The sequence below is a fragment of the Chitinophaga hostae genome (genome assembly GCF_018224885.1).
Classification (GTDB): domain Bacteria; phylum Bacteroidota; class Bacteroidia; order Chitinophagales; family Chitinophagaceae; genus Chitinophaga; species Chitinophaga hostae.
This window is the reverse complement of record NZ_JAGTXB010000019.1, coordinates 104,817-131,258: the sequence shown is the minus strand read 5'-3', so window position 1 is coordinate 131,258 and position 26,442 is coordinate 104,817. Positions and strand designations below refer to the sequence as shown.

The following is a 26,442-nucleotide window of genomic DNA, read 5'->3' as shown; positions in this document are numbered from 1 at the left end:
GATGATATTTTAAGCTCCTATAATCAATTTTCTCCCTTCCAAACGGAAGTGAATACCCGAATCCTTCAGGAATGTTAATACGCTGGCAAGTGTTACATCACTGCCTATTTCCCCTACGAACGTGATGTTGGGAGGTGTTGTTTCATACACCACTTCAATGTCGTACCATCTTGCAATCATGCTCATCACGGCTGTTAGCTGTTTATCCTGGAAGTTCAGGTTGCCATTTTTCCAGGCAATTACCGCGAGTGTATCCACCAGCGGATGGAATGTGGTGGCGCCGGATGCTCTGTTGATGGCCAGTTGCTGTCCTGGCTGCAGTACCCTGGATTGTTGCGGCGCTTTTACGCGCACGGCTCCTTCCAGCAGGGTGGTGCTGATGCTGGCATCGTCCTGGTAAGAGCTGATATTAAAATGGGTACCGAGTACTTCCACGGCAGTTTCATTATTTATTTTTACAATGAATGGCAGTGCTTTGTCGGGCGCTACTTCAAAGTAGGCTTCTCCCGTAAGGGATATTGTTCTGTTATTACCGGTAAAGGCAGTGGGGAAGCTGATGGCGCTGGCAGCGTTTAACCATACGTTGGTGCCATCGGGCAGCTGCAGGCGAAATTTACGTCCTCTTGGCGTGGTCATCGTATTATAGCTTACGGTGCCGGCTGCGGAGGCATCATAGGAAAGCTGTCCGTTACGCAGCAGCACCTTTGTGCCTTGCTGGGTGCTGATCACACCGTTATGTAAACTGTCGAGCACCACCTGGCTGCCATCGCCGAGGGTAAGCACGGCGCCATTCCTGCCGGGTTGCACATCGGCGGCAATGGCCAATGCGGGTGCAGCGGGCGCTTTCGGAGCCCGTTGCCGGTTAAGATAGCCGCCTGCGGCAATCAACAGCAGCAAAGAGGCGGCAGCGGCATAATACCAACGGTAGGAGCGTAGCTTTTTGAGCGGCATTGCCGGGTGGAGAATACGATCTATATTGGCTTCATAAAGCGCCGGATCATAGGCCGGATCGGCAGCAGCATTGGCATGCAGCTCGCTGATGAGGGAGGTCCATTCTTCCTCGTCCGTATTGCTGCGCAGTGCAGTAAACAATTCTTCCTCTTCCGCAGCGGTGGCGGTGCCGTTATAATAACGATGCAATAAAAACCGGTAGTACTCTTTTGCTTCCACGATACAATCCCTTCTTTTGCTCATAGACGCCAGGAAACAGGCACTGTACTATGCGTCACTAAAAAAAATTAAAAAAATCTGGATAGGAGTATAATCAGGAGGATAGGAAGTCGTGTTCCTGTTTGTTTTTCCAGGTATTCACGAATAAATTTGCGGGCGGTGACCAGCTGGTTTTTGACCGTATTTTCGGAGATATCCAACGCAGTGGCGATCTCTTTGCGTGATTTGCCGTCCCGGGTATTCATCATAAACACTTCCCTGCGGGAGGCGGGTAGTTTTTCTACCGCATGTTTAATCAGTTCCTGCAACTCCCTGGCATAAATGCCGGAGGAGAGATCTTCGTTGTCTGGTACATCTTCCGAAATATCATCCTGCCGGTGTTTTTCCCGCGCATGTTTCCGGAGGGCGGAAAGAGAATAGTTGGCGGCCAGCGTATACATCCAGCCACCGGGATTTTCGATATCCGCCAGCGTATGCCGCACCAGCCATATTTTCAAAAAAACTTCCTGCAGTACTTCTTCAGCCGCAGCATCCGTTTTCAGCAGTTTCTTTACAGAGCCCGACAATACTGCATTGTAGCGATGATACAATAAACGGAAGGCGGTTTCATCTCCAACAGCAATTTTTGAAAAAAGTAGCCTGTCCTCAGTATTATTCAAAGCGTGTTTCAGGTTTTGTGGGAAAAAACGATCACCAATATTATATCATTTCAACTTTTCCAGCAAGCGCTTTCTTTTCCCTGCTTCCTTTTTTATTCATTATCAACTGTTGAAGTGATAAATTTACGCCATGAACCATCATCCGATTTTTTCAGAAATGGCCTCCGCGGCCATTCATGCCGCCCAGTCTGATTTGGGGCAGAATGCCCACCTGGTACCGGTGTATGCCACGTCGACCTTTACCTTTGATAATGCCCGTCAGGGGATGGATCGTTTCTCCGGTGCGGCCCCGGGATATATTTATTCCAGGTTTGGCAATCCAACCGTTACCGTGGCGGAAGAACTGATTGCCATCCTCGAAGGTTTCGGAATGGTGCAGGACAACGGGCAACCGCTGCCCCTGAAAGCGATATTGCATGCCAGCGGACAGGCAGCCATGGCTACCCTGTTTCTCGCTAATATAGCCGCCGGCGATACGGTACTCACACATTATTCCCTTTATGGAGGTACTCATGAGTTTTTATTTGACTTTCTGCCAAAGTTTGGCGTAAAAGCCCTCATCGCAGACCTGCATCAGCCGGAATCAGTAGCGGAGCTGTTACAACAGGATCGTTCCATAAAGATGATCCATATTGAATCGCCCGCCAATCCCTCCATGCGTTGCGTGGACATTGCCGCTATCTGTAAAGTAGCGCATGACTGCGGGGTGAAGGTAAGTGTTGACAATACCTTTGCCACGCCTTACCTGCAACAGCCTTTCCGTTACGGGGCCGATTTTGTATTTCATTCTACCACTAAATTTCTGAACGGACATGGCACTGCTATTGGCGGTGTGCTGATCGGAAAAGATCTTCCACTGATGCAAAAGGTGAACAAAACAGCGAAGCTGTTGGGAGGCTGCGCCAATCCTTTTGACACCTTCCTGCTGATCCAGGGCGTCAAAACACTGGAGCTCCGGATGAAACAGCATTGCAGTAATGCCATACAGGTAGCGGAATTTTTACATACGCATCCCGCCGTGTCTATCGTCAATTTCAACGGTTTGCCATCGCATCCGGACTATGAATTATCAGCCCGGCAAATGCGGCATCCCGGCGCAGTGATGAGCTTTGAACTAAAAGATGGATTTGAGGCAGCGGTGCGTTTTATTGACCGGTTGCAAATGTGCCTGCGCGCGGTATCAGTGGGTACGCTCGATACCTTGGTGTCGCATCCTGCATCGATGACCCATTCCGGCATGAAAAAAGAAGACCGGGAAAAAGCAGGTATTTCGGATGGATTGATAAGGATGAGCGTAGGTTTGGAGAGTGTGGGAGATATCATCAGGGACCTGGAGCAGGCGTTGATTTGATGAGATTTTATTCGTAAATTTGTTGATGCCCCGACAGTCAAAATATCATATAAATATCGAAGTAGACAGACTGACAAACAGCATTTTAAATACTATCTCAGGTGATAGTTTTGAGACAGACGTAAGTTTGGTGTTGAAGGAGGATCTGAAAAATATTTCGCTTAAAACAGGCTGGAAGTTTGACTGGAAAAAAGAATTCAGATTGACTGACAGGAAAGTTTTTAAGCTTACCATTGAGGGCAATCCTCATATACTGCAAGGTTTGGTAAGTTTAAGCGACTATAAAGATCACTTTTATCTTCACCTAATTGAAAGTGCGCCTTTCAATTTAGGAGCACCCAAATTGTATGAAGGAGTACCCGGTAACCTTTTTGCCTATGCTTGCCGGTTATCGCTTGAGTGTGGTTATGATGGATTTGTTTCTTTTACGTCAAAGACCCGGTTAATTTCACATTATGAGAAATCATTGGGAGCATCTCATATTGGTAACCATAAAATGATTATATTTCCAGAAGCAGCGTTAAAACTAGTCAATAAATACTTTAAAAATTAATAATATGGGATATATTGCGGAGCCGAAAGGAGTGGATTTTGTAGTTGATCCCAAGCCTTTGAGCGAAAAAGACAAAAAAAAGATTAGCGAGATAATTGCTTATTATAAGTTAACCGGACGTAAAAAACGCATTCCTGCCAAAACAGGTGCAGGTACATCAACAAAGAATAAAAAATCAACTCAGGCATAAATTTTTTATGTCATAAAAAATAATACCCTAGGTTGTCGGCAACACCAGCGATAACAGGTAAATAAACCCAATCGCTACCAGTCCCATCACCACGGTACCCGTACTATAAACCCGTAACATCTCTTTAATTTCCAGCCCGGAAAATTTTGAGATCACCCAGAAATACGCATCATTGGTATGCGATATCATCATGGAACCGGCTCCCATGGCCAGTACACAAATGATTTTTCCACTGGCGGAGTCGAATCCCATTACGGGTAATAATGGCTGCATAATAGCTGCTGCCGCAATGACTGCTACCGTGGAAGAGCCCTGTGCTGTTTTTAGCAACGCAGTGACCAGGAAGGGCAGCAATAATCCCATCGCGGCAACGGATTGGTTCTGCGCAATATGGCTTCCGATGTCTGCTTTGGCCAGGATGGCGCCAAAGGCTCCGCCGCCGCCGATAATGATCAGTATGCCGGCCGCTTTTTCTGCGCCTTCCTGCAGGATCGTGCCTATGTTGTTTTTCAGCTGCGACAGCGCCAGCAGGATACCAGCGCTGAGCGCCACTTCGGGCATGCCCAGCACGTCGATTGTTTGCAGCAGCAGGGAAGGATGTGTTGCTTCCAGGCTGCTGAGAGAGCGTATGGCGATGAGAAGGATGGGTATTGCAATAGGTAGTACCGACATCAGCACAGACGGACCTTTCAGAACGGTATCTCCTGCAGCAATATCATCACTAGCGGCAACGGCTATACGCCGGCCAGCAAACGCCGTCCACAGGTAGCCGCTAACAGACACGGGGATAGCGATCAACAGGCCAAACAACATCACCCTGCCGGTTTCTGCATGAATAGTGGCGGTAGCCGCGGTAATGCCGGGGTGAGGCGGCATCAGGCAATGCACCGCATACAGCCCGGTGGCGAGAGAGGAGGCCATCACGATCACGGGTACGCCTGAACGTTTAGATAACGCCTTGTTCAAGCCGCTGAGTACAATAAATCCTGAGTCGCAGAAAATAGGCATGCCCACGAGGTAACCGATGATGTTCATCGCGAGGGCAGAGCGCCCGGTCCCCGTGCGGCGCAATACATAATTGGCCAGCACCGTGGTACTGCCGCTATGCTCGAGGATGAGGCCAAGGGTGGTGCCTAAAATAATCAGCAATCCTAATGAACCAACGATACTCCCGATACCGGTTTTTATACTGCCAATAATAGTAGCCACCGGGAATCCCAGGATACATCCGGTAAGTACGCTGGCGAGCAGTAGCGCAAAGAAGGCATGCACACGAAACCGGGCAGTGAGCACTACAATAAGGACGATGCCGGCCAGCAGCCCCAGCATGCTTTGTATCAGTGGGATAGTAGTCATACTGTTACAAGATATAAATTATATCTTAACCGGTAACTTTCATTGCAAAACAGTCCCTAATTTTATTGACCCTGTTGTAAGCGCGCGATCGCCTTTTGCTCATGCGCAAAAAGAGATGCCAGTTGCTCGGCAGGAACAGTAGATGGAGCACCCCAAAAAATGGTGGCTGCGTAATTTATTCTTTCCTGCTGGATGATTTTCGCTCTCGCTACGTGGAAGTCGGAAGTAACTACCCACAACAGTTCAGGCGCCATCCGGTAAATTAACGGCCGCGCCTGTACGAAATCATCGATAGTGCTGGCGGAGTTTACGGGTTCAGCCAGCGCCGTTTCCGGGATACCATTAGCCAGCAGGTATTGTTGTGCATAATGGTAATGCGGATGTGCTGCTTCATTGAAATGTTCGCCTTTCCCGCCCGTGCAGCTAATCACAAACTGCGGGTTGTAACGGTAAATCTGCAATACGGCATTCAGTCGGTCGAGCGCCATGGTGCTCAGGTTACCGGCAATATCGTTAGGAGCGCCCAACGACAGGATAAGTCCCTTCATTGTTCATGGTGTTTTGATAATAAAGATCGGGGATAAAAGTGAACCGGTGTAAAATGCTTTCGTTTACTTCAGTTGCTCCGCCGCAAGCAAGCACTGATTAGATAACGTTCTCAAAAAATGATTGGGCTGGCCCAAAAGGCCAGCCCAATCATTTTCATCCATTTTAAAATTTTAATCTTCGCAAACCAGGTTCATCACATACATCATCCTAATCACAGTCCACGACCTGTGCATCCGTTGTACTCAACATGCCCGTTTTTATATGCAGTACACCTTTTTTCTCGGCAGCATTGAAATAGTACCCGGTAGCCGCTTTGTCAAATGCCTGCTGATTGGCGTATACCTTCAGTACTGCACCATTAACAGTTACCGTTTTAGGTTTGGCAGACTGGTGTATATCGAGTAAATAAACACGTGTTTTATTTTGTCCGTTGTAACTGCCCCTGGCCGCATTGATTTTTATAGCTACGCCTTTGCCGGCATTAGCCTCAATCAGTGTTTTGGCAAAGCTGCCTGTTTTGTAATCGCGGGTAAGTCCGTCATCTTCATAGAGATCGAAGGACGATTGTCCGCCTGGATAAATGTCTAACGTCAGCGTATCCGTTTTCTTTTCTCCGTCGTAGTTCATCAGCGGGTACATCGGGATAATAGCGCCTTGTTTTACAAACAGGGGCAGTTTATCCAGGGGAGCGTTGTAGTTGTTAACAACGGTTGATCCTTTATAGGCGGTGCCATCCCAATAATCAAACCAGGTGCCCTGTGGGAAGTAGATGCTGTCTCTTTTCCCTTCGCTTTTATATACCGGTGCTACCAGCAGGGAAGGACCGTTCATGAACTGGTAGGCGGTTTGGGTACCTCTGCACAGGGTATCTTCCGGGAACTCCAGTATCATAGCCCTGGAAGCGGGAACGCCGGTTTCATGTGCTTCCGCGCAGAGGCTGTACATATAAGGCGTCATTCTCATTTTCAGCTGCAGGTACTTTCTGTTGGTAGCGGTATTGGCGGCGCCCTGCAGGTAGGGTTGTTTGTTCTTTTTAGCCCATCCGCTCATAACCATGAAAACAGGTGTAAAGCATTTCCATTGCAGGTCGCGTACATAAGTGGAGTCGCTGCCACGGAATATACCGTCTACGTCGCCGGTGGCGGCATTTTGTGCCGACAGCCCCGCGCCGATAATAGTAGGAATGTGGAAGCGGATATATTCCCAGTTGCCTGACTGATCGCCCGACCAAACGGTGGAATAGCGCTGTGTTCCGGCCCAGCCCATCACGCTCCAGATGTAACCCCTGGCATTGCTGTTGTTTTCGATTCCTTCATAGGCGGCTTTACAACCATCCAACGCAAATTTATACCCCGGACCCACCCAGGCTACATCCAGTTTAGCCAGTCTTGAGCCGTATACGCCTACTTCACGGGCAATTTTATCGACGCCGTTTTCTGTCCACAGGCCGGTGTAGAACCCACGTTTATGCAGTTCCGCGATGGTAGAATCTAATTTTGTATAGCCGCATCCGTAGCCATCATTAGGAAGGATCCAGCCCCGTGGCATATCGTTTTCAATATATTTATCTGCTACCAGTGATATGACATCCGGCGTGGTGCCGGTGGTACCGGTACCTTTATAGGCTTTAGAGTCGGTGCCTGTGCCTCCGCGGTTGTAGCAGTTGGCATCACCTAAGCTGAGCGCCCAGCGGGGCATTAGGAATGGGCGACCGGTCATGGTGGTGTAGCCGTTCAGGATTTGTTTTAACGAAGGACCGTAAAAATAGAAGCAATCAAAACGGTTTTCATTATGTACAAACTGCAATTTTTCTTTGAAGGAGTATTTACCTACATCAAAGGTATTCCTGAAAGCGCCATAGCCGGCGGTGGACATATAAAACGGCGCCGGGTTCGGTCTGCCGCCATTATCCCAGCCATTTCCTTTCTCGATCAGGATATCCTGGCCGCGGTGGGAGAAGTAGCCGTTTTGCATACCGCCGCCATAAAAATATTCTTCCGGCTGCCGTTGCATGGTTTGAGTGGTGGTGGCGCCGAAGGAGATAGGCTCCGATTCTTCCCAGATCACCCGGGTATCTGTAAGGTCGTACATGGCAAACCGTAATGGTTGTTTGTATACACGAACAATACATGCTTTGCTTTTCACCTGGTAGTAACTGCCTTTGTCAGTGGTGGATACGGTTGATTTTGCAGCGGTATAATCCACTACGATATCATTCCCGGCGGGATTGGTGAATTCTCCATCCGGCGCCATCCAGATACGGAAAATATCATCTGTATAAAAAATCAGTTTGAAGGCAGATAGCCCGGCATTGATACTGATTTCGTTACCGGTGGCTTTGAAGCCGGTGAGGTTACCGATATGCGATTCTTTGGCGTTTACCCTTGCCCGTAGTGTATCATTCAGCGTGTGTTCGTCACCGTTATAACTGAGGTTGAATACCAGCGCATGTAAGGGGCGGTCAGTCAGGTCGGCAGCCGGGAACTTCACCGTCATTTCCTGGCCGGGAGCCAGTCCTTTTTTAGCCGCCGGAACCACGGCGGTAATTTCTTTGCGCTGATCTATTTTGCACTGGATTTTAAAGGAAGATTTTATCGTTTCAATACCGGTATTCTTCACCGTAACGGCCAGTTCATCGGCATTGGTAAAGGTGTTTTTTTCTTCGTTATGCGACACCAGCCTTGTAATGGCGAGGTCTTTTTTGTAGGCTTCTGCCAGTTCAATGTCATCAATCATCCAGTACCAGCTGTAAAATCCTTTCCAGTAAAAACGGATATATACTTTCGGCTGATTAGCGGCGATATGGGTGATATTGAGTTCCTGGTTGATAGGAATAAACATATCGTTGGCAGGAGGCACATTGTTCATCACGTTGAAGTCGGTCCATTTAACGCCGTCGGTGCTCACACCCACCAGCAGGGCAGCCCCGGGAGCGGCAAACTGGCTGTTATAACGGAAGGTATGCTGAAAGCGCAGGATGACGGAGCTGCGGTTAGCGCAGTTGATAGCATCTGTTTGTACCCAGGTGTCGGGATATACTTTTTTCTTCACCCATGAAGGTTGATCTTCATCCACAAAGTAGCCCGCCTGGAATTGTAAATGATAGCCACGGCTTTTGGAGGCAATAGGAGGGGCCTGTTGCTGGTATTCAAAAGAACCCGGATAGGGTTGATCCGTGATGATCCAGTTGAGCTGCCGGTTGCTGGAATCCACATTTTTCCATCCTATCGGCAAATCACCCTTTTTGAAATTTTCCTGCCAGAACACTTTTGATTTTGAGGGTGTTTCCTGCGCAAAAGCAGCGTAGCCGGCTATGACAGCCAGCATTAATAGCATAATTTTTTTCATGAATTGTTCACTATTATAATCACCAAATATATATTCAGCCCCGCTATCACCGGGGGAATACCGCTTAAAAATAGGGCTTGGGAAAAAAAGGAGGGTATGGAATGGTATTAAATGGCCTCCGTATGACAAAGGACGCTGTTGCCTCCGGATGCCGGTCATTTTACTGCCATAGAGAAGGAAGGCCGGGCGGCAGGCCGCCGCCCTGGCGGAAGCCTCTTCGCTCCTGCACGTCAATCCCCGGCAAATGATATAACATTAACGCATATATGATTTTATGAATATTAGAGAATGTCAATGCAACAGCTTGATAATGTCTATTTTACATACCTTTGTGCCCTAATACGCATGATAATGAAAAGAATGTTATTGATCCCCCGTTACGGCCTGGTGGCTTTAATGGCCGTTGTTTTGTTGGCTTCCTGCGCTGCGTCAAAGAAAAGCAGCAGTCCGCATGTTTATATGAACAAGCAGTATAAAGAGCTGAAAAATATATTGAACGAAGCAGAAGTAAGTATTATCAAAGACAGTCTCAAAGTTATTTTCCCCAATAACGTCCTGTTTGCGAGCGCTTCCGACCAGGTGAATGAAAGCATCAAGCCCACCTTTGGTCACTTTGCTGAAATACTCAACAAGTACAATAAAACAAAGATCCTCATCACCGGCCACACGGATAATACCGGCGTTGCCAATTATAACCGCGACCTGTCTGAAAGACGCGCAGCCAGCGCCAAACAGCTGTTGGGCAGTTTTAATGTCAGCAACGACCGTATGTTTACCTGGGGCCTGTCCGACCGCGACCCGATCGCCACTAACGATACGGAAGCGGGTAAGGCAAAGAACAGACGGGTAGAGTTTGTAATTCTGTATGATGTAAAAGACTAGCTCTTTTGCTGCAATGGCAGGCGCCGGTAATACCGGCCCTGCCGCCACCCCGCACTTTTTGTAACCCGCCATTCCCGCTCCATACCTTCCTGTTGTTGCCGCCATCCGTTCTCCGGTTGATGGTGATCATCTTCGTATATCCCTGCCGGTATTTTTTAACGGATACGGCCCATAGAAATGCTGGTATTTTTTTGTATTATTAAGCTATTCATGAAACCCAAAATATTCCCGTTATGAACTCACGCCGTGACTTCCTTCAGAAAATTGCCGCCTCCGCAATGGTAATGCCTTTAATGCCGCTGGCAGGCTGGGCTGCCCGTATGAATAACTATGACGGGCCCGTATTACGTGTAGCCATTATGGGACTGGGCGGATATGGAAACCGGGTGGCAGAAGCAATGAGGGACTGTGTAAAAGCAAAGCTGGTAGGTGTTATCAGTGGTACGCCATCAAAAATAAAAGACTGGCAAAGCAGGTTTTCCATCCCGGAAAAAAACTGTTACAATTATGAAAACTTTGACCGCATCAAAGACAATAAAGATATTGATGTGGTGTATATCACCACACCAAATGGCCTGCACCACGACCAGGTAATACGCGTAGCCGCTGCGGGTAAGCATGTAATCTGCGAAAAGCCGATGGCCATTAATGCAAAGGAGGGCCAGGAAATGATCGACGCCTGCAAAAAAGCAAATGTACAGCTACTGGTAGGATACCGCATGCATTTTGAACCCAAAACATTAGAGATCATCCGTATGAGAAACAGCGGAGAATTTGGTAAGATCATGTTCTTCCAGGGACAATGTGGTTTTAAAATAGGCGACCCCACCCAATGGCGGTTGAATAAACAATTGGCCGGCGGTGGCGCTATGATGGATATCGGCATATACGCCATTAACGGCGCCCGGTATATGGTAGGAGAGGAACCCATCTGGGTAACCGCGCAGGAAACAAAAACAGACCCGGTGAAATTTAAAGAAGGGGTAGACGAAACCATACAATTCCAGTTTGGATTCCCAGGCGGCGCAGTTGCATCCTGCCTCTCTACCTACAACATGAATAACCTGGATCGCTTTTTCCTGGATGGCGAAAAAGGATTTGCGGAATTACAACCATCTACCGGCTACGGCCCTATTAAAGGACGTACCAATAAAGGAGAGCTAACCCATCCGCATGTTACCCATCAAACCGTGCAGATGGAAGAAATGGCCGGTATCCTGCTGGAAGGAAAACAACCGTCAATTCCTGTGAATGGAGAAGAGGCGCTGAAGGACCTGAAGCTGATCGACGCCATTTATAAAGCCGTGAAAACAGGACAAAAAGTAGATTTGAAAGGATAACCCGTTTTGATTTGCCGAGGAAATTTCCGGCATGATAGTGAAAAACAGCAGGATCATCTATTAGTCGTAATGCCGCTGCAATACGCATCTGATCAATTCGTTTCTTTATGGTCAAATTGATCAACTATGAAAAAACGATTACTGTTTACGGTTACCCTGTTATGCGCGGTTGTTTCCCTCCTGAACGCACAGCAATTGCACTATGGCCTCAAGGCAGATCTGAACATGTTTAAGCTGAATGGAGAAGGGATCAGGTCAAATTATACCATGGGTGGAAGATTAGGCGTTTTTGCCACCTATGATTTTTCAAAGAAATGGGGTATACAGCCGGAACTGTTGTTTTCGCAGGCTGGCGCTAAGCGCGGCGATGATTTCAGCGCCCGTTACATTCATACCAGTAATGATCAGGCCAATAAAAATATTAAGCTGAGCTATATTACACTGCCGGTACTGCTTCGCTACAACATCAATAAAATGATCACCGTCAATGCCGGCCCCGAATACAGCTATCTCTTTTATGCCAATGAAAACCTGCTCACCTACAATCGTTCCGCTTTTAAACGCAGCGATCTGGGCATCGCCGCCGGCGCTACTTTAACGTTTGATATCCTGCATGTGTATGCCCGCTATGTATTGGGTATCTCCAATGTGAATGATATTGATGAGCGCTATCAATGGAAAACACAGCAGGCGCAAATTGGTCTTGGTATTAATTTCAGATAAATAACTACATTTATTCTTCCTATTTACCAGGGAAGTATAAAATGGATAAAGTATATCGACAAGGCGCTACCGGCGCCCTGCTGGACGAATATGAAAAAGCGGTGAATGAAATGGTGGGATGTATATCCACTATTCCTGATGCCACACTCGTTGCCGTTGCAGATCCGGTTACGCAAAACCCTGACTGCCGGTCTGTTCAAACGATATTGTCGCATGTAGTCAGTTCCATGTATTCCTATGCCGGGTATATTCACCGGTGGAAGGGCCATGACTATACAAAACCGGATAAGACACTGCACACATCTGCTGATAAGTATATTACTGATCTGAAAGATGCCTTTCAATTTACTACTACTGTTTTCAACGATATCAGCAACGATGAACTGGAAGAAATGGAGCAGTCAAAAAAGATGCTTACCGGCTGGGGACAGGTATACGATATAGAGCAGTTAATGGAGCATGCTATTGTGCATATCCTGCGTCATCGCCGGCAAATAGAAAAGATGAAATTGTTGCTGGAGGTATAGCTATGCCCGCAATACCTTCGCCTGTATATTTTGCATCTGTTGAATATGCCGCTGTGTATGCGTATTGATAAACTGTATCCACTCTAACCGGGTAAATGGTCCAAACCCGGGCACTTCAAAAGCAGTACATTCTTCTTCCAGCGTCAGCGTATTGGCCGCAGTGGTCAGCTTATCCCATATGCTGCGGATATTGTCCAGTGCAGCTGCTTTCGGATGATAACCTTCTCCCGGACGTATTGATTCCGGCGATGTCATTTTAATACCAAAATTTAAAAACAAGGTTTTAATAGCGCCCACTTTTTCATCCGGCACTCTGTCTACAGCCACCGTAGGTCCATACAATATTTCGCAGTCGCCTGCTTTCCAGATATGCTCGGCCACCTGGCCCGCCGTCCAGCTGCCTTCAAATGGAATGGTATTAAATTCTTCTTCAGAAAAAGAAGAGATCAGCTGTAATAATGTGCTGCCGGTGATATCAATATCGTTGATCAGTTGTGTTTTCATAGTGTTTGTTTTTCTACTGCAAACATAAATGGATATATCGATTTGAATCGGGTGCTAATACGACAACTAAGAGGGCGATTAAGGACAAGTTTTGGGTTGAAGGCATAAAGGAGAAAGCAGAAAGCTATCGAAGCGAATGATCAAAACGGATCTGAATTTTCCGCATCACTCATTCGCCTCGATAGCTTTTTGCTTTCTGCTTTACGCTTTCAGCTTCTTTTCAGCAGAAGCCACTGTCTGCGCAATCAGCGTTGCTATGGTCATCGGGCCAACGCCGCCAGGTACCGGGGTGTAAGCCGCAGCACGGTCTTTTACCTTGCTTATTTCCACATCTCCGAGTCCGCCTTTATGATAACCGGCGTCCACTACCACTGCGCCATCTTTGATCCATTCTGCCCTGATGAATTCCGGCCGGCCTACGGCGCCTACTACGATGTCGGCCTGTTTGATCAGCGCCGGTAAATTATCGGTTTTGGAATGGCAGATCGTTACCGTTGCATTTTCATTCAGCAGCATCATTGCTACCGGCTTACCGAGGATAGGGCTGCGACCTACTACTACCGCGTGTTTACCGGCCAACGGTAATTTATAATGTTTGAGCAGCTCCATAATACCTGCCGGTGTAGCGCTGCCATAGGCAGGTTCATTCATCGACATCCGGCCAAAACCCAGACAGGTAACGCCATCCACATCTTTGTCGATCGCAATTTTATCAAAACAGGCCCTTTCATCAATCTGGTGGGGCACCGGGTGCTGCAGTAAAATACCGCAGATCTGCTCGTCGTTATTCAGTTTTTCTATAGCAGCCAGCAATTCTTCCGTCGTTGTTTCTTCCGGCAAATGTACCCGCACTGAGGTCATTCCTACCCGTTCGCAGGCATTTCCCTTCATTTTTACATATACCTCAGAAGAAGGATCGTTGCCCACCAGGATTGTGGCCAGTACCGGCACCTTACCCGTTTGCGCAATAATTTTTTCTACCCTTACCTTTAAATCAGCTTCCATTGCCTTGGATAACCCTTTCCCGTCTAACAGTGTAGATGTGGCTGCCATATTAAAATCTTTTATTCGTTATTGATGTGTGTTTCTGCCGCTTGAAGACAGCAAAGATACCCGATCAGCGGCATCCCGGTAAATGTTGGGGAAAAAATTTTTTGCGGGACGCATTCCCTGTTCCTCTTTTTCCGTCTTTATAGCATAAGGCCTTTTAAACGGTCGTTATTAATTCTGCGTATGAAGACCAAAATCATTTCCGCCCTCCTGGGGCGATACCGGCATGCCCTGCTGGGCGCCTGTTGCCTGTTGCCAGCCGGTAATTTACTCTTTGCGGCAGCGCCGCCGGTGGAAGCAGATATCTGCGTTTACGGAGGCACCTCCGCGGGTGTTATCGCTGCCTATACGGCCAAAAAGTTGCATAAAACCGTGATCCTGGTATCGCCCGATAAGCATCTCGGCGGACTCACCACCGGCGGATTGGGGTATACCGATATCGGCAACAAATATGCGATTACGGGCCTGTCGCGCAATTTTTACCGCCGCATCGGGCAGCATTACGGGAAGCTGGAACAGTGGATCTTTGAACCACATGTGGCGGAAGATATTTTCCAGGAATACATAAAAGCCGCCAAAGTGCCGGTGCTGTATGAGTATACCATCAGCAGCGCTAAAAAGGAAAACGGGTATATCAGGGAAATAACGATCAATGGTCCCGATACCCGCGTGGTGAAAGCGAAAATGTTTATTGATTGCTCCTACGAAGGTGATCTGATGGTGAAAGCAGGTATTTCCTATACTACGGGCCGCGAAGCCAACGGACAGTATAACGAAACCTATAACGGGGTGCAGCTGCGGGATATGCATCAGTTTCCCGATGGTATTGATCCCTACAAAACGCCTGGTAAACCCGAAAGCGGACTGCTATGGGGCATTGCCCCCGGTACAATGGATGTAAAAGGAGCCGGCGATAAAAAAATACAGGCCTACAATTTCAGGATCTGCCTGAGCGATCAGCCAGCCAACCAGGTGCCTATCACAAAGCCGGAAGGATATGATCCCTCCAAATATGAATTGCTGGTGCGTTTACTGGAACAAACAAAACCCAAAGAGCTGAAACCTTTGCTGAAGATGGACCTGATGCCCAACGGCAAAACAGATATCAATAATATGGGAGCTTTTTCCACAGATATGATCGGAATGAACTACGACTACCCCGAAGCAGATTACGCTACGCGTAAAAAGATCATCCTGGAGCATGAAAGCTATACCAAAGGGCTGTTGTATTTCCTGGGGCATGATGAGCGGGTGCCTGCCCCGCTGCGGGAGCAGATGTTGAAATGGGGTTATCCTAAGGATGAATATAAAGATAACGGGCACTGGTCGCCCCAGCTTTATGTGAGGGAAGCGCGGCGTATGGTAGGCGCTTATGTAATGACACAAGCCAACTGCGAAGGTCATACCACGGTGACCGATGCCGTGGGAATGGCTGCTTATGGCATGGATTCGCATAACTGTCAGCGTGTGGTCGTAAACGGTATGGTAAAAAATGAGGGAGATGTGGAGATCCATGGTTTCGGACCTTACCCCGTTTCCTATAAATCCCTTATCCCGGTGGCTACCGAAGCAAAGAATGTACTGGTGCCGGTGTGCCTGTCGGCTACACATATTGCCTATGGCTCCATTCGCATGGAACCGGTGTTCATGGTATTGGGACAATCCGCTGCCACGGCGGCAGCTGTGGCTATCGACAGCAAAACTTCCGTACAGGAAGCAGATGTAAAGAAAGTACAGCAGTTGCTGCAAACTGATCCCCTGGCAGATAACAGCCCGGCGGAGATTTTGGTAGATGATAACGACGAGGCACATGTGACCATCACGGGCGATTGGAAGAAGGGTGGACGTGGCAGTTACGGACCCTCCATGCTTACAGACGATAGCAAGGGCGCTGCGGCTAAATCGGTACGCTTTGCGCCGGAAATTAAGAAAGCCGGTAAATATGAAGTGTTTACCTATGTGCCCCGTTTTCCCGGCATGGATGCAAATATGCATGTAAAGGTCAGCGACGGGCAGCAGATCACCGAAAAACAGGTTGCAGGAGAAACGGTGAAGGTATTGGGACAAACCACCGGTGAATGGGTGAGTTTGGGCAGCTACCAGCTAAAAGCAGGAAAAGGCGCCTATGTGGAAATTGACAACCATAAAACGAATGGGATTGTTGTGGCCGATGCGGTACTGTTTATTCCCCGGTAAAAAAATAATTTGCCGGAAGGATTCGCAGCTATCTTTTTAACGTCTTTAGCAATAACGGTTATATACAGCGTAATTCCACAAAATTGTTATTTTGTAATAAATTCCATGACCTTCCTTTGCTGAAAGATAGCTTACATAATGAAAAAGAGCTGTTGCAGCGTGTGGCTGCGGGAGACCAACAGGCCTTCCGGTTGTTATTTGACCGTTACTGGAAGAAGATGTATGCCAATACCCTGCAGTTTGTAAAATCGGCCGCCAGGGCAGAAGATCTTACCCAGGAAATATTTATTAAAGTGTGGATGAGCCGGGAACGGTTAACAGCCGTGAACCGCTTTGACGCCTTTTTGTATACGGTGTCGAAAAACATGATCCTGGACGAGTTCAGGAAACGGGTATTGCCTACGGTACAGGAAAACGGGCATCATGTTTATATGGAATCAGACCTTCCTTCCGCGCAGGATAAACTGGAATTCAAGGATGTGGAAACACAGCTGAATGCGGCCATCAACCGGTTGCCGGCACAAATGCAACAGGCATTCCGGTTGAGCCGCTTCCAGGGGATGTCGCATGATGAAATTGCGCAGCAGATGAATATTTCCCGCGTTACTTCCAAAAACTATATTGCACGTTCTATTGCCGCTATCAGGAAACACCTGGCCGCAAAAGCCGGTCATTTAACCAGTGTGGGATTGTTGTTGTGGTTATGGTGGTAAAAAGTTTCGCTGGCAGCGGATTCCCGTCATCATTTTTTTCGTCTTTATAATAGCAGCCCTTCATGAGAGTGTGCTGATCTGTCATCCGGTTTTATGTCAAATGAGGAACTAAAAGTATTATTGGAAAAATACCTGAGCGATGAAATCACTCCGGCGGAGCGGCAACGTTTGCAGGTATTGGTACAAAATGATCACAACAGACATACACTGGGTGAAATGATTGCCGCTATCCTGGCAGAAGAACGATATACCACCACTTCGCAGGTGGATCTGCAGCAGGCTTTTGGTGAGGTAATGCAGGAAGCAGCGCATAGGGAAGCCAGGAGCAGGGAGCGAAGCATGATGGTTGTAACAGACAGTTCTTCATCTCCCTACTTCCGTATTTTTTATAAACTGGCAGCAGCGGCTATATTGCTGGTAGGCCTCGGAACAGGCGCCTATTGGTGGTACCGGTCACCACAGCCGGTGGCTAACCGCCCCGTGGCAGCTGTAGTGGTTCCCGGTGGCAACAAAGCTATACTCACCCTGGCAGATGGCAGTATCATTGAGCTCGACAGCGCCCGGGAAGGCGCACTGGGTAACCAGGGCGGTACCCGTATCATAAAGCTCAACGGTGGCCGGCTGGCTTACGCTGCTAACAGCGCAGCAAACGCAGGCGCCGGTTCACAATACAATACCATCAGCACTCCCCGGGGCGGACAATACCAGGTGGTACTGCCCGACGGCAGCCAGGTATGGTTGAACGCCGCTTCCTCCCTGCGATTCCCGGTGGCATTTACGGGGAAAGACAGGGCCGTGACCCTGACAGGAGAAGCCTATTTTGAAGTGGCCCAAAATGCCGGTCAGCCTTTTATCGTGCAAACCACCGGTATGCAGGTAAAAGTATTGGGAACGCATTTTAATGTCATGGCATATTCCGATGAAGGCCGCGTAAAAACAACGCTGATGGAAGGCGCCGTCAGTGTATCACAGGGCAAAGCCACCTCGCTGATGCAACCCGGCCAGCAGGCCAGCATCAACGAATCCGGTGAAGCATTTAATATCACCCGCCCCGACCTGGAAGAGGTGATGGCATGGAAAACAGGAGAATTCAGATTCCGGAAAACAGATATCCGCATGATCATGCGGCAGATAGCCCGCTGGTATAATGTGGAGATTGAATATAAAGGAGACTTATCAGGCATTACCCTTTACGGTGGCATGACCCGTAAAGAAAATGTCGCCCAGCTGCTGGAATTGCTGGAACAAACCGGGGAGGTGCATTTCAGCACCAATGGTAACCACATTACCGTTATGCCCGCCGGAATGAACTAATCAATTGCCCGTTGCCTTTCCACGTTTGGCACCCGCATTTATTTTTAATATCCTTTACACTAAACTCAACCAAAAGATAGTATGGAACTGCTAACCATTTCCAACTCCCGCGGGAGCAGGAGCCGCGTGCCGGCTACATTCAAAACATGGCTGGTCAGGAAGCTCGCCATCTGGTTGCTTATCGCAGGCGCGTTTTCGGCGCAGGCACAAACCACGCAAACAGTCCGGCTCTCCGTCAGCAAGATGCGGCTCGATAAAGTGTTTGACATACTGAGTAAACAAACCGGCTACCAGTTTATCTGCGATCAGAAATTACTGGAAAATACACCGCCACTCAGTGTGGACATTAAAAACAAATCACTCGAGGAAGCATTGAAAATATGCCTGAAAGATTTGCCACTTACCTACCTGATCAAATACGGAACGGTAGTGATAAAGAAAAGCAATGCAGCAGGAGCAAAGCCTGGCACAACTTTGCCGGGAAACGCCACCTCCGGGAAAACCATTACCGGTAACATTACGGATAACAAAGGCGTTCCCTTGCCCGGCGTATCCGTAGGTGTAAAAGCTACATCGAAAGGCGTGCAAACAGATGTAAACGGCAATTTTACGTTGGGCAATATTTCCGACGCAGACGTGCTGACCATTTCCAGCATGGGGTTTCAAACCATCCAGGAACCGGTAAAAGACCAATCTGATTTTCGCATCCAGCTATCGCCCACACCTAAAGCGTTGTCGGAGCTGGTAGTTGTGGGGTACAGCACACAGAAAAAAGTAGATCTCACCGGCGCCGTGGCTACCGTTTCCGGTGAAACGCTGGCGGCAAGGCCCGTAGGACAAACATCCGCAGGTTTACAGGGTACCATGCCCGGGGTTACCATTACACAAGGCTCCGGCAAACCCGGTGGCGACGGAGGCACCATCCGTATCCGTGGCTGGGGTACCCTCAAAAATCCCGATCCGCTGGTGCTGGTAGATGGGGTGGAAGGATCTATCAACAACATTGATCCAAATGTAATTGCGTCTATCACGGTGCTGAAAGATGCGGCATCTGCCTCTATCTACGGTTCCAGGGCGGCCAACGGCGTACTGCTGGTTACCACCAAACGCGGTAAAGGCAATAAACTTTCCATCAGCTACAACGATTACCTGGGTTGGCAAAAGGCCACCAATTTGCCCGAGCTTACTAACGCGCTCGACTATATGCTGCTGGCCAATGAAGCCTACAAAAATTCCGGCCGTACCCCATTGTATGCAGATGCGCTGCTCGATAAATACCGTCAACAGGGCAATGGCAGCTCCGATTCACTGCCTAATACTGACTGGCAGAAAGCGGTATTAACCGGTTCCGGTTTTCAGCAAAGCCATTTCTTAACGGTGAACGGCGGTACCGATAAAGTAAAAATGCTGGTATCCCTGGGATATTTTGACCAGAAAGGTTTGATGAACAATTCCGAATTTAAACGCCTGACTATCCGCAGTAACACAGATATTGTTTTTTCCAAAAAACTGAATATGCAGTTTGACCTGCAATATATCAGTCCTGTTACCACTGAACCCGCCGCCGGCGCAGATGCAATATTTGCCTACATGAATAATATTTCTCCTAACCAGCTGGCCCGTAATGCCAATGGCAGCTGGGGAGAAGGATGGGTGGGAAACAATCCCGCCGCTTCCGCCATCGACGGGGGCATAAGCCGCACCAGCGCGCCCTGGGGAAGCATCAATACCTCTGTCAACTACCAACCCGTAGAATGGCTTACCGCCTCTTTTAATATCGCCCCCAAATACGTGCAAACCTATACGAACAAGTTTAACAAAGTAGTACAAACCTATCATCCGGATGGCACAGCCGGTTTGAAAAATCCACAGATAAGCACCCTCGATGTTTCCGATCAGCGGCAGTTTTATAATAACATGCGCGGTACGCTCACCTTCCATAAAACATGGGGCAAACACGATGTAAAAGTATTGGGTGGCGCAGAACAAAACAGCTACCGGCAGGATAAATTCAGCGCATACCGCGACAACTACGTATTACCCGCTTATCCTGTACTGGATGCAGGTGGCGCCAGCAATATGCGGAATGGCGGCGGCGGAGAAGAATGGTCACTGCGTTCCTTCTTTGGCAGGATCAACTACAACTTCAAAGAAAAGTACCTGCTGGAATTAAATATCCGTAACGACGGTTCTTCCCGTTTTGCCGAAGGCCGCAAATGGGGCGTGTTCCCTTCTGCTTCCGCCGGCTGGCGTATTTCGGAAGAAGCTTTTATGGCCTCCCTTAAACCCGTGATCAATGAACTGAAGCTGCGCGGTTCCTGGGGTAAACTGGGGAATCAGAATATAGGTACCTATCCATCCGCCACGGTGGTAAACCTCAGCGCCTATACGATCGGCGGACAAATCGTGAATGCCGCCGCACTCGACGCATTGGCTAACAGGAACATTACCTGGGAAAGCACCGAGATGAGTGACGTAGGTATAGACATCACCTTGTTTTCACATCTCTCCATAACAGCAGATTATTACAGCAGCAAAACAAAAGATATCCTCCTGCTGCTCAATATACCACTGATCACCGGTTTGAAAGCGCCTTATCAAAATGCCGGTAAAGTAAGCAACAAAGGCTGGGAACTGGGTATCAACTATGATGGTAAAATCAACGACTTTAAATACAATATCGGGGTGAATGTTTCCGATGTAAAAAATAAAGTGATAGACATGCACGGCATTAACCAATCCAATGTAACCGTGAGCAGGGAAGGATACCCGGTGAATGCCATTTTCGGATTACAGGCAGAAGGTTTTTTCCAGAACGCGGATGAAGTAGCCAAGCATGCCACCCAATTCGGTACCGTGGCGCCTGGTGACATCAAGTATAAAGATCAGAACGGCGACGGCATCATCAACGAAAGCGATAAGGTGATTATGGGAAACACCATTCCACGGTATACTTACGGTGTAAACCTGAATGCCTCCTGGAAAGGCATCGACTTTGGCGCATTTATACAGGGAGTGGGAAAGGTAGACGGGTTAATTTATGGTGCAGGGATTATGCCTTTTTATGTAAGCTCCGTGGGTGGTACAGCACAGGAACGGTTTAAGGCCTACTGGACGCCGGAACATACCAATGCCGCCTTTCCGCGGTTGGTATTTGGCGGTACCAACAACCAGCAGATCTCCAGTTTCTGGATGAAAAGCGCTGCCTACCTGCGTTTGAAGAATCTGCAGATAGGCTATACGCTGCCCGCTCATATGGCAAAAGCCATGAAGCTGAATACGCTGCGCGTTTTTGTAAATGGGTCGAACCTGTTTACCGCAAATAAATTCTGGAAAGGATATGATGTGGAAACCGCTGTGGGCGTGGCCGACAACTATCCCGTTGTAAAAGTGTACAGCTTTGGTGTTAATGTAAATTTCTAAAAAACGTAATCATGACGAAGCGTTTAACTTGCTGGACGATCATTACTATTTCCCTGCTGACCATGCAGGCCTGCAATAAAGATTACCTGGAAAAAGATCCTAAGGGAGGTCCTTCCGACGCCTCCTTTTTTAAAAGCCAGGACGAGCTGTTGCTGGCCGTTAACGGGCTATATAAAGCCATGAATAAACCGATGGATCCCGACTATGACCCTGGACAACTCGAAGGCCCTAATATCAGCGTGATGCTGGATGCCGCCAGCGACATCGGTTACGAACGGAATGCCAGCGACCTGCAGAAAATAGGCACCGGCAACCAGGATGCCAACAACACTTATACACAGGGTTTATGGACCGATTTTTATAAGGTGATAGGCCGCTGTAATTTTATATTGGATAACGCGGAGAAAGTAAAACCGGTGACAGATGCAGCGCTGTTTAAACGCAGCATGGGCGAAACCAGGTTCATACGGGCATACATGTACGAACAGTTGATTTCGCTGTTTGGCGGGGTGCCGTTGGTAACGCATCAGTTGAATCTCGAAAATTCGCAGGTACCCCGCAGTGATAAACCGGTAGTACTGGATTTTATTTTTGAAGAGCTGGACAGTGCTGCGGCATGGTTGCCGAAAACATATGCTTCCTCAGAGGCTGGTCGTGCTACCAAAGGTGCTGCGCTGACCATCAAAGCACGTGTGGCATTGTACAATGAAAAATGGAAAGTAGCGGCGGAAGCAGCTAAAGCGGTGATGGACCTGAATGTATATAAACTGGAAGATAGCTATCCCCGCTTGTTTTCCTATGATAATAAAAATTCCGCAGAAGTAATTCTCGCGCTGCAATACCAGCAGCCGGTGATCAACTGGGGCGGGCCATATCCTATTTTATGCAGGAATGCGGGGGGCGCATCCAATAAAATTCCATCGCAGTCGCTGGTAGATGCATTTGAATGTACCGATGGACTCACCATTGATAAATCGCCTTTGTTTGATCCGAAGAAACCTTTTGTGAACCGTGATCCCCGGCTGGCATATACCATTGCATTGCCGGGATCGATATTTTTTAATTATCAGTTTGAAACGCATAAGGACAGCCTGATGTGCTGGAACTACAATACCACACCGGCTACCCGTATTGTGAACCAGGATGCAGTAAATGCGTATGCTTCGTTTAGTGGTTACTGCTGGCGTAAATATGTAGATCTGAAAGATAAGGACAATACCCGTTTGTCGACCATGAGTATTATCCTGGCGCGCTATGCAGAAGTATTGCTTACCTATACCGAAGCCAAGCTGGAAGCCAATGAGCTGGACGCGTCTGTATTTAAGGCGATCAATGACGTGCGGCAAAGACCAGGTGTGAATATGCCGGTTATCCCGGCCGGGGCTACCAAAGAAGAGCTGCGTTCAGCCGTGCGCCGGGAGCGGATGTATGAACTGGCCTATGAAGGATTCCGTTTGTTTGATATCCGTCGCTGGAAAATTGCCGAGAAGGTGATGAAAGGTCCTTTGTATGGCAGGGTGCCAAGAGGGCTGCTGGCAGCAGCGCCGGTTATTGATGCCAATGGTATTGCAGATTACAGCCAGGTGCCTAACCGGGCAGATATGCGGGTGGTGGAGGTGCGTACATTTAACCCGGGAAGGGATTACCTGTGGCCGATTCCGTATATAGAAACCCAAACGAATCCGAAAATTGTACAGAATCCATTGTACTAAGTATAACAAGGATTGCCCGTTGCTTTGCAGCGGGCAATTTTATTTCCTGGTATCTCTTGGCAGCATCCCGAACTTTTTCCTGAAAGCTGCGGTGAAATGATGCGGGTGTTTATAACCGATCCGGTCGGCCACTTCGTTGACATACATTTTCTCGTCCTGTAACAGCCTTTTCGCTTCCTGCATGCGGATATCGCCCAGATAGCCAAATACGGTGCTGTTAAACAACAATTTGAACCCGTTTTTCAGTTTCATCTGGTTGATGCCTGCGCGTTTTGCCAGTTGCTGAAGGGAGAGCGCTTCGCCGTAATGTTCTTCGATGTATTGCCTGATATCGTGGAGGGCTTCGATATCTTTTGTTTGTAATGTAGTTTGTTTCGGGAGATGTTGTTCGTCCAGTTGTTTCACCTGCATCAGGAAAAGCTCGGTAGCCTTGGCTTCGAGATATAGCGCCTTTAAATGGCCGCTGTAGGGCGATTGCTGCATGTTGCCGATAACGCTGTACATACCGGGCGTCATATGAGCCGTAAAAGCAGGAGAGGGAGTATTGACATCGGTGTAGTGCCGGAAGCTTTCCAGGAATTTGCTTTCTGCCGTAAAAAAATCAGCAAAGAAATCCTCTGTGATAATCAGCTCAAAGAACGAACGCTTTTTATTACGTGTAGCCGTTACCGTCATATCAAATGCTTCGGGCGATTCCCGGTATACCACAAATTGTTTTTCGGGGAGTGCCTGCGTGGGATTCACGGTATCATCCTGCATCCTGAAATGGGATACGATGGCTTTTTTACCGGGAAGAAACGACAATATTTTATCGCTGGGGTTGCGGTAACTGCCCCAGCGGAGGTCTACATTTTTGATGGAGAGCTCTTTCAGCTCTATGTGGAACCCGGATGGATCACCGATCCGGACCGTTTTCTCCTGCACGGGGACCTTGTTTTCACTACCTTCCTGGCAATTGCTGAGCATAAAACTTCTTTTTGCGTTGATCAGATTTCCTTTCCCGTTAGCCAACGGCCACGGCAGCAGCTAACTTTGTGTCTACTAAATTAAATCAATAAAATGGAAAACAAGCAGTATATCACCGTATTTGGCGCCACCGGAAAGATAGGGGGTGCAGTGCTTCAATTTTTATCCGCCGCAGGCATACCTGCAATTGCAGTTACCCGTAACAAAAGCAAGGCCGTGGAATTACCTGGCGTCACCTGGGTGGAAGCGGATATGGCCGTTAAGGAAAGTCTGCATAAAACGATGGCGCAGAGCAGCAGTGTGTTTTTATCGTCCGGTATGGGCAGTAATTTTGTGGAAGAACAGCATAACGTGATACAGGCCGCTGCAGCAGCGGGTGTATCGCATATGGTGAAATTATCTTCCGCGGCGGCTGGTAAAAGTACGCCGGGATCGCAGATTGGGAAGTTACACGGCGAAGTGGAAGTATTGCTGAAAGCATCCGGTATTAGCTGGACCATCCTGCAGCCTACCGGCTTTATGCAGAACTGGTTAGGCGAATTTTCGCAACGGGTGAAAGCAGCCCGCAGTATCGAGGAAGCTACCGGTGATGGTAAAAGAGCGTATATAGATGTACGTGATATTGCCGAAGTAGCCGCGCGTATTTTAACCGCGCCGGCAGCCTATGCCGGGCAAACTTATGTACTCACCGGTGGCGAAGCGATCAACTATCAGCAGCTGGCCACTATTATCAGCGACGCAACCGCTACACCGGTAACTTACGTACAGCTTACGATTGAAGCCGCGAGGCAGCGGATGGAACAGAAAGGAATGCCGGCATGGGCAGTACAAACATTAATCGCATACACAGAAGTACAGCATAACGGCGGCGCCGATTTTGTGAGCGGCGCCGTTGCACAGATACTGGAGAAACCTGCCCGCACCGCCGAAGACTTTGTACAGGATTATGCAGCATGGTTTAACTAGTTTTTAGTGCAGCATAGGCGATACTGCGCTTTTTATCCAGCGCAGTATTGGCTATGCTGTTCCCGTATTAATCCGTATATTCAAATATGAAAAGAACCATCGCTTATATCACCGATCCGCATATGGATGACGCATTTACTACCGGGAACCAGGTAGATGCAAAAATAGATTTTGAACATATTCTGCAGGAAGTACAGGCCGCTGGTATTACCTCTGTTGTGATTGGCGGTGATATCGGCGAGCATGTTGTACATGATTTCTTTTTCGACCGGTTAAAGCAGTATGTCACCGATGTAAAAATTACGTTGGGCAACCATGATCATTTTAAAGAAATCCTCCCTTTTTATAACCCGTTGCCGGCAGGCAGAAATGAATTTTATTATTCGGAGGAAGCTGCGGTTTACAAATACATCTACCTCGATTCTTCTGCCGAAGAAATAAGCCCGGAACAGTTTGCATGGCTTGAAAAGGAGATACAGACACCCAAAAAAATAGTGTTGTTTATTCATCATCCGGTGCTGGCCGTTGATGCGGAAGTAGACCGGCTGTTTCCGCTGAAAGGAAGGGAACAGATCGCCGCGCTGCTACAGCAGCACCAGCAGGAGGTGCATATCTTTTGTGGTCACTATCACCTGGCGGATGAGCAGCAACGGGGTAATATACGGCAATATATTACGCCTGCCGTGTCGATACAGTTTGTTAAGGAAGCCCCGGAGCTGGTAATGGATAAGCATGTTTTCGGATATAGGATTATTCATATTGAGGAGGAGGGTATTGATACGAAGCTGGTGTTGAAGAAGCGGTAATAAAGAAACTCAGCCATCCCTTCTCAAAAAAAATTTGGACACTCAAATAAATTATTATAGTTTCATCCTTATAACGTAATTTTTTTTATCGCCCATTTGCTTAAACGTTTAAGCAAATGGGCAGCCACGGAACACGAAAAACGA

General features: G+C 48.1%; 23 protein-coding genes. 15 read left to right on the top strand and 8 right to left on the bottom strand.

The annotated features are described in order from the left end of the window. Positions 1-9 precede the first annotated feature (9 nt). Both KE626_RS27500 and KE626_RS27495 read right to left on the bottom strand, forming a co-directional pair. Positions 10-1,194: a FecR family protein gene (locus KE626_RS27500; RefSeq protein WP_211976239.1), complete on the bottom strand. Its 1,185-nt coding sequence runs from the start codon at positions 1,192-1,194 to the stop codon at positions 10-12. Between the two features lie 44 nt (positions 1,195-1,238). Then, on the bottom strand, positions 1,239-1,829 hold the full coding sequence (locus tag KE626_RS27495; RefSeq protein ID WP_211976238.1) for an RNA polymerase sigma factor: 591 nt from the start codon (positions 1,827-1,829) through the stop codon (positions 1,239-1,241). Between the two features lie 130 nt (positions 1,830-1,959). On the opposite strand from KE626_RS27495, the gene KE626_RS27490 reads away from it, so the two are divergent. From KE626_RS27490 to KE626_RS27480, 3 genes are read left to right on the top strand one after another with little or no spacing between them, the layout of a single operon-like run. Further along, a complete protein-coding gene (locus KE626_RS27490; protein WP_211976237.1) occupies positions 1,960-3,180 on the top strand; it encodes a trans-sulfuration enzyme family protein in 1,221 nt (406 codons plus the stop codon). Positions 3,181-3,205: 25 nt separating this feature from the next. Continuing rightward, complete coding sequence (locus KE626_RS27485; protein WP_211976236.1) at positions 3,206-3,733, top strand: hypothetical protein; 528 nt, start codon at positions 3,206-3,208, stop codon at positions 3,731-3,733. 4 nt (positions 3,734-3,737) lie between these two features. Beyond that, positions 3,738-3,923, top strand: coding sequence for a hypothetical protein (locus KE626_RS27480; RefSeq protein ID WP_211976235.1), 186 nt, complete (start codon positions 3,738-3,740; stop codon positions 3,921-3,923). A gap of 27 nt (positions 3,924-3,950) precedes the next feature. On the opposite strand, the gene KE626_RS27475 is transcribed toward KE626_RS27480, so the two are convergent. The 3 genes from KE626_RS27475 to KE626_RS27465 all read right to left on the bottom strand — a co-directional run bounded on the left by KE626_RS27475 (position 3,951) and on the right by KE626_RS27465 (position 9,176). Continuing rightward, positions 3,951-5,279: a GntP family permease gene (locus KE626_RS27475; protein WP_211976234.1), complete on the bottom strand. Its 1,329-nt coding sequence runs from the start codon at positions 5,277-5,279 to the stop codon at positions 3,951-3,953. Positions 5,280-5,341: 62 nt separating this feature from the next. After that, on the bottom strand, positions 5,342-5,827 hold the full coding sequence (locus tag KE626_RS27470; protein WP_211976233.1) for a YdcF family protein: 486 nt from the start codon (positions 5,825-5,827) through the stop codon (positions 5,342-5,344). A 208-nt stretch (positions 5,828-6,035) separates the two neighbouring features. Continuing rightward, positions 6,036-9,176: a glycoside hydrolase family 31 protein gene (locus tag KE626_RS27465; RefSeq protein WP_211976232.1), complete on the bottom strand. Its 3,141-nt coding sequence runs from the start codon at positions 9,174-9,176 to the stop codon at positions 6,036-6,038. A 351-nt stretch (positions 9,177-9,527) separates the two neighbouring features. Here KE626_RS27465 and KE626_RS27460 point away from each other — a divergent pair, with 351 nt between their 5' ends. The 5 genes from KE626_RS27460 (at position 9,528) to KE626_RS27440 (ending at position 12,648) form a co-directional block, all read left to right on the top strand. Further along, the gene (locus KE626_RS27460) at positions 9,528-10,058 is read left to right on the top strand and encodes an OmpA family protein (RefSeq protein ID WP_211976231.1); all 531 of its coding nucleotides are present in this window, start codon (positions 9,528-9,530) and stop codon (positions 10,056-10,058) included. A 5-nt stretch (positions 10,059-10,063) separates the two neighbouring features. Further along, positions 10,064-10,261, top strand: coding sequence for a hypothetical protein (locus tag KE626_RS27455; protein ID WP_211976230.1), 198 nt, complete (start codon positions 10,064-10,066; stop codon positions 10,259-10,261). 30 nt (positions 10,262-10,291) lie between these two features. After that, positions 10,292-11,398 (top strand): Gfo/Idh/MocA family protein, encoded by a 1,107-nt coding sequence (locus KE626_RS27450; protein WP_211976229.1) that lies wholly within the window; start codon positions 10,292-10,294, stop codon positions 11,396-11,398. Between the two features lie 126 nt (positions 11,399-11,524). Beyond that, entirely contained in the window at positions 11,525-12,121 is a 597-nt protein-coding gene (locus KE626_RS27445; RefSeq protein ID WP_211976228.1) for a porin family protein, read from the top strand. Positions 12,122-12,162: 41 nt separating this feature from the next. Next, positions 12,163-12,648 (top strand): DinB family protein, encoded by a 486-nt coding sequence (locus tag KE626_RS27440; RefSeq protein WP_211976227.1) that lies wholly within the window; start codon positions 12,163-12,165, stop codon positions 12,646-12,648. Here KE626_RS27440 and KE626_RS27435 read toward each other — a convergent pair whose 3' ends face one another. After that, on the bottom strand, positions 12,649-13,152 hold the full coding sequence (locus KE626_RS27435; protein WP_211976226.1) for a DinB family protein: 504 nt from the start codon (positions 13,150-13,152) through the stop codon (positions 12,649-12,651). A gap of 201 nt (positions 13,153-13,353) precedes the next feature. Then, the gene (folD, locus tag KE626_RS27430) at positions 13,354-14,205 is read right to left on the bottom strand and encodes a bifunctional methylenetetrahydrofolate dehydrogenase/methenyltetrahydrofolate cyclohydrolase FolD (protein ID WP_211976225.1); all 852 of its coding nucleotides are present in this window, start codon (positions 14,203-14,205) and stop codon (positions 13,354-13,356) included. A 180-nt stretch (positions 14,206-14,385) separates the two neighbouring features. On the opposite strand from folD, the gene KE626_RS27425 reads away from it, so the two are divergent. The 5 genes from KE626_RS27425 to KE626_RS27405 all read left to right on the top strand — a co-directional run bounded on the left by KE626_RS27425 (position 14,386) and on the right by KE626_RS27405 (position 23,560). After that, the gene (locus KE626_RS27425) at positions 14,386-16,398 is read left to right on the top strand and encodes an FAD-dependent oxidoreductase (RefSeq protein ID WP_211976224.1); all 2,013 of its coding nucleotides are present in this window, start codon (positions 14,386-14,388) and stop codon (positions 16,396-16,398) included. Positions 16,399-16,481: 83 nt separating this feature from the next. Beyond that, positions 16,482-17,111, top strand: coding sequence for an RNA polymerase sigma factor (locus KE626_RS27420; protein ID WP_211976223.1), 630 nt, complete (start codon positions 16,482-16,484; stop codon positions 17,109-17,111). A 93-nt stretch (positions 17,112-17,204) separates the two neighbouring features. Beyond that, entirely contained in the window at positions 17,205-18,425 is a 1,221-nt protein-coding gene (locus KE626_RS27415) for a FecR family protein (protein WP_211976222.1), read from the top strand. An 81-nt stretch (positions 18,426-18,506) separates the two neighbouring features. Next, on the top strand, positions 18,507-21,848 hold the full coding sequence (locus KE626_RS27410; protein ID WP_211976221.1) for a TonB-dependent receptor: 3,342 nt from the start codon (positions 18,507-18,509) through the stop codon (positions 21,846-21,848). A gap of 11 nt (positions 21,849-21,859) precedes the next feature. Further along, on the top strand, positions 21,860-23,560 hold the full coding sequence (locus KE626_RS27405) for a RagB/SusD family nutrient uptake outer membrane protein (protein ID WP_211976220.1): 1,701 nt from the start codon (positions 21,860-21,862) through the stop codon (positions 23,558-23,560). Positions 23,561-23,599: 39 nt separating this feature from the next. Here KE626_RS27405 and KE626_RS27400 read toward each other — a convergent pair whose 3' ends face one another. Next, entirely contained in the window at positions 23,600-24,526 is a 927-nt protein-coding gene (locus KE626_RS27400; RefSeq protein ID WP_211976219.1) for a helix-turn-helix transcriptional regulator, read from the bottom strand. A 93-nt stretch (positions 24,527-24,619) separates the two neighbouring features. On the opposite strand from KE626_RS27400, the gene KE626_RS27395 reads away from it, so the two are divergent. After that, positions 24,620-25,492, top strand: coding sequence for an NmrA family NAD(P)-binding protein (locus tag KE626_RS27395; protein ID WP_211976218.1), 873 nt, complete (start codon positions 24,620-24,622; stop codon positions 25,490-25,492). Positions 25,493-25,578: 86 nt separating this feature from the next. After that, positions 25,579-26,298 carry a metallophosphoesterase family protein gene (locus tag KE626_RS27390; RefSeq protein WP_211976217.1) on the top strand — a complete coding sequence of 240 codons (720 nt, stop codon included), beginning with the start codon at positions 25,579-25,581 and terminating at the stop codon, positions 26,296-26,298. Positions 26,299-26,442: the final 144 nt, after the last annotated feature.

Excerpts from the sequence above, each read along its gene's own strand:
- KE626_RS27460 (WP_211976231.1), top strand. The coding sequence starts at position 9,528 with ATGAAAAGAATGTTATTGATCCCCCGTTACGGCCTGGTGGCTTTAATG.
- KE626_RS27490 (WP_211976237.1), top strand. The coding sequence starts at position 1,960 with ATGAACCATCATCCGATTTTTTCAGAAATGGCCTCCGCGGCCATTCAT.
- KE626_RS27485 (WP_211976236.1), top strand. The coding sequence starts at position 3,206 with ATGCCCCGACAGTCAAAATATCATATAAATATCGAAGTAGACAGACTG.
- KE626_RS27470 (WP_211976233.1), bottom strand. The coding sequence starts at position 5,827 with ATGAAGGGACTTATCCTGTCGTTGGGCGCTCCTAACGATATTGCCGGT.
- KE626_RS27405 (WP_211976220.1), top strand. The coding sequence starts at position 21,860 with ATGACGAAGCGTTTAACTTGCTGGACGATCATTACTATTTCCCTGCTG.
- KE626_RS27440 (WP_211976227.1), top strand. The coding sequence starts at position 12,163 with ATGGATAAAGTATATCGACAAGGCGCTACCGGCGCCCTGCTGGACGAA.
- KE626_RS27450 (WP_211976229.1), top strand. The coding sequence starts at position 10,292 with ATGAACTCACGCCGTGACTTCCTTCAGAAAATTGCCGCCTCCGCAATG.
- KE626_RS27435 (WP_211976226.1), bottom strand. The coding sequence starts at position 13,152 with ATGAAAACACAACTGATCAACGATATTGATATCACCGGCAGCACATTA.
- folD (WP_211976225.1), bottom strand. The coding sequence starts at position 14,205 with ATGGCAGCCACATCTACACTGTTAGACGGGAAAGGGTTATCCAAGGCA.
- KE626_RS27400 (WP_211976219.1), bottom strand. The coding sequence starts at position 24,526 with ATGCTCAGCAATTGCCAGGAAGGTAGTGAAAACAAGGTCCCCGTGCAG.
- KE626_RS27480 (WP_211976235.1), top strand. The coding sequence starts at position 3,738 with ATGGGATATATTGCGGAGCCGAAAGGAGTGGATTTTGTAGTTGATCCC.
- KE626_RS27390 (WP_211976217.1), top strand. The coding sequence starts at position 25,579 with ATGAAAAGAACCATCGCTTATATCACCGATCCGCATATGGATGACGCA.
- KE626_RS27425 (WP_211976224.1), top strand. The coding sequence starts at position 14,386 with ATGAAGACCAAAATCATTTCCGCCCTCCTGGGGCGATACCGGCATGCC.
- KE626_RS27415 (WP_211976222.1), top strand. The coding sequence starts at position 17,205 with ATGTCAAATGAGGAACTAAAAGTATTATTGGAAAAATACCTGAGCGAT.
- KE626_RS27410 (WP_211976221.1), top strand. The coding sequence starts at position 18,507 with ATGGAACTGCTAACCATTTCCAACTCCCGCGGGAGCAGGAGCCGCGTG.
- KE626_RS27395 (WP_211976218.1), top strand. The coding sequence starts at position 24,620 with ATGGAAAACAAGCAGTATATCACCGTATTTGGCGCCACCGGAAAGATA.
- KE626_RS27445 (WP_211976228.1), top strand. The coding sequence starts at position 11,525 with ATGAAAAAACGATTACTGTTTACGGTTACCCTGTTATGCGCGGTTGTT.
- KE626_RS27500 (WP_211976239.1), bottom strand. The coding sequence starts at position 1,194 with ATGAGCAAAAGAAGGGATTGTATCGTGGAAGCAAAAGAGTACTACCGG.
- KE626_RS27465 (WP_211976232.1), bottom strand. The coding sequence starts at position 9,176 with ATGAAAAAAATTATGCTATTAATGCTGGCTGTCATAGCCGGCTACGCT.
- KE626_RS27475 (WP_211976234.1), bottom strand. The coding sequence starts at position 5,279 with ATGACTACTATCCCACTGATACAAAGCATGCTGGGGCTGCTGGCCGGC.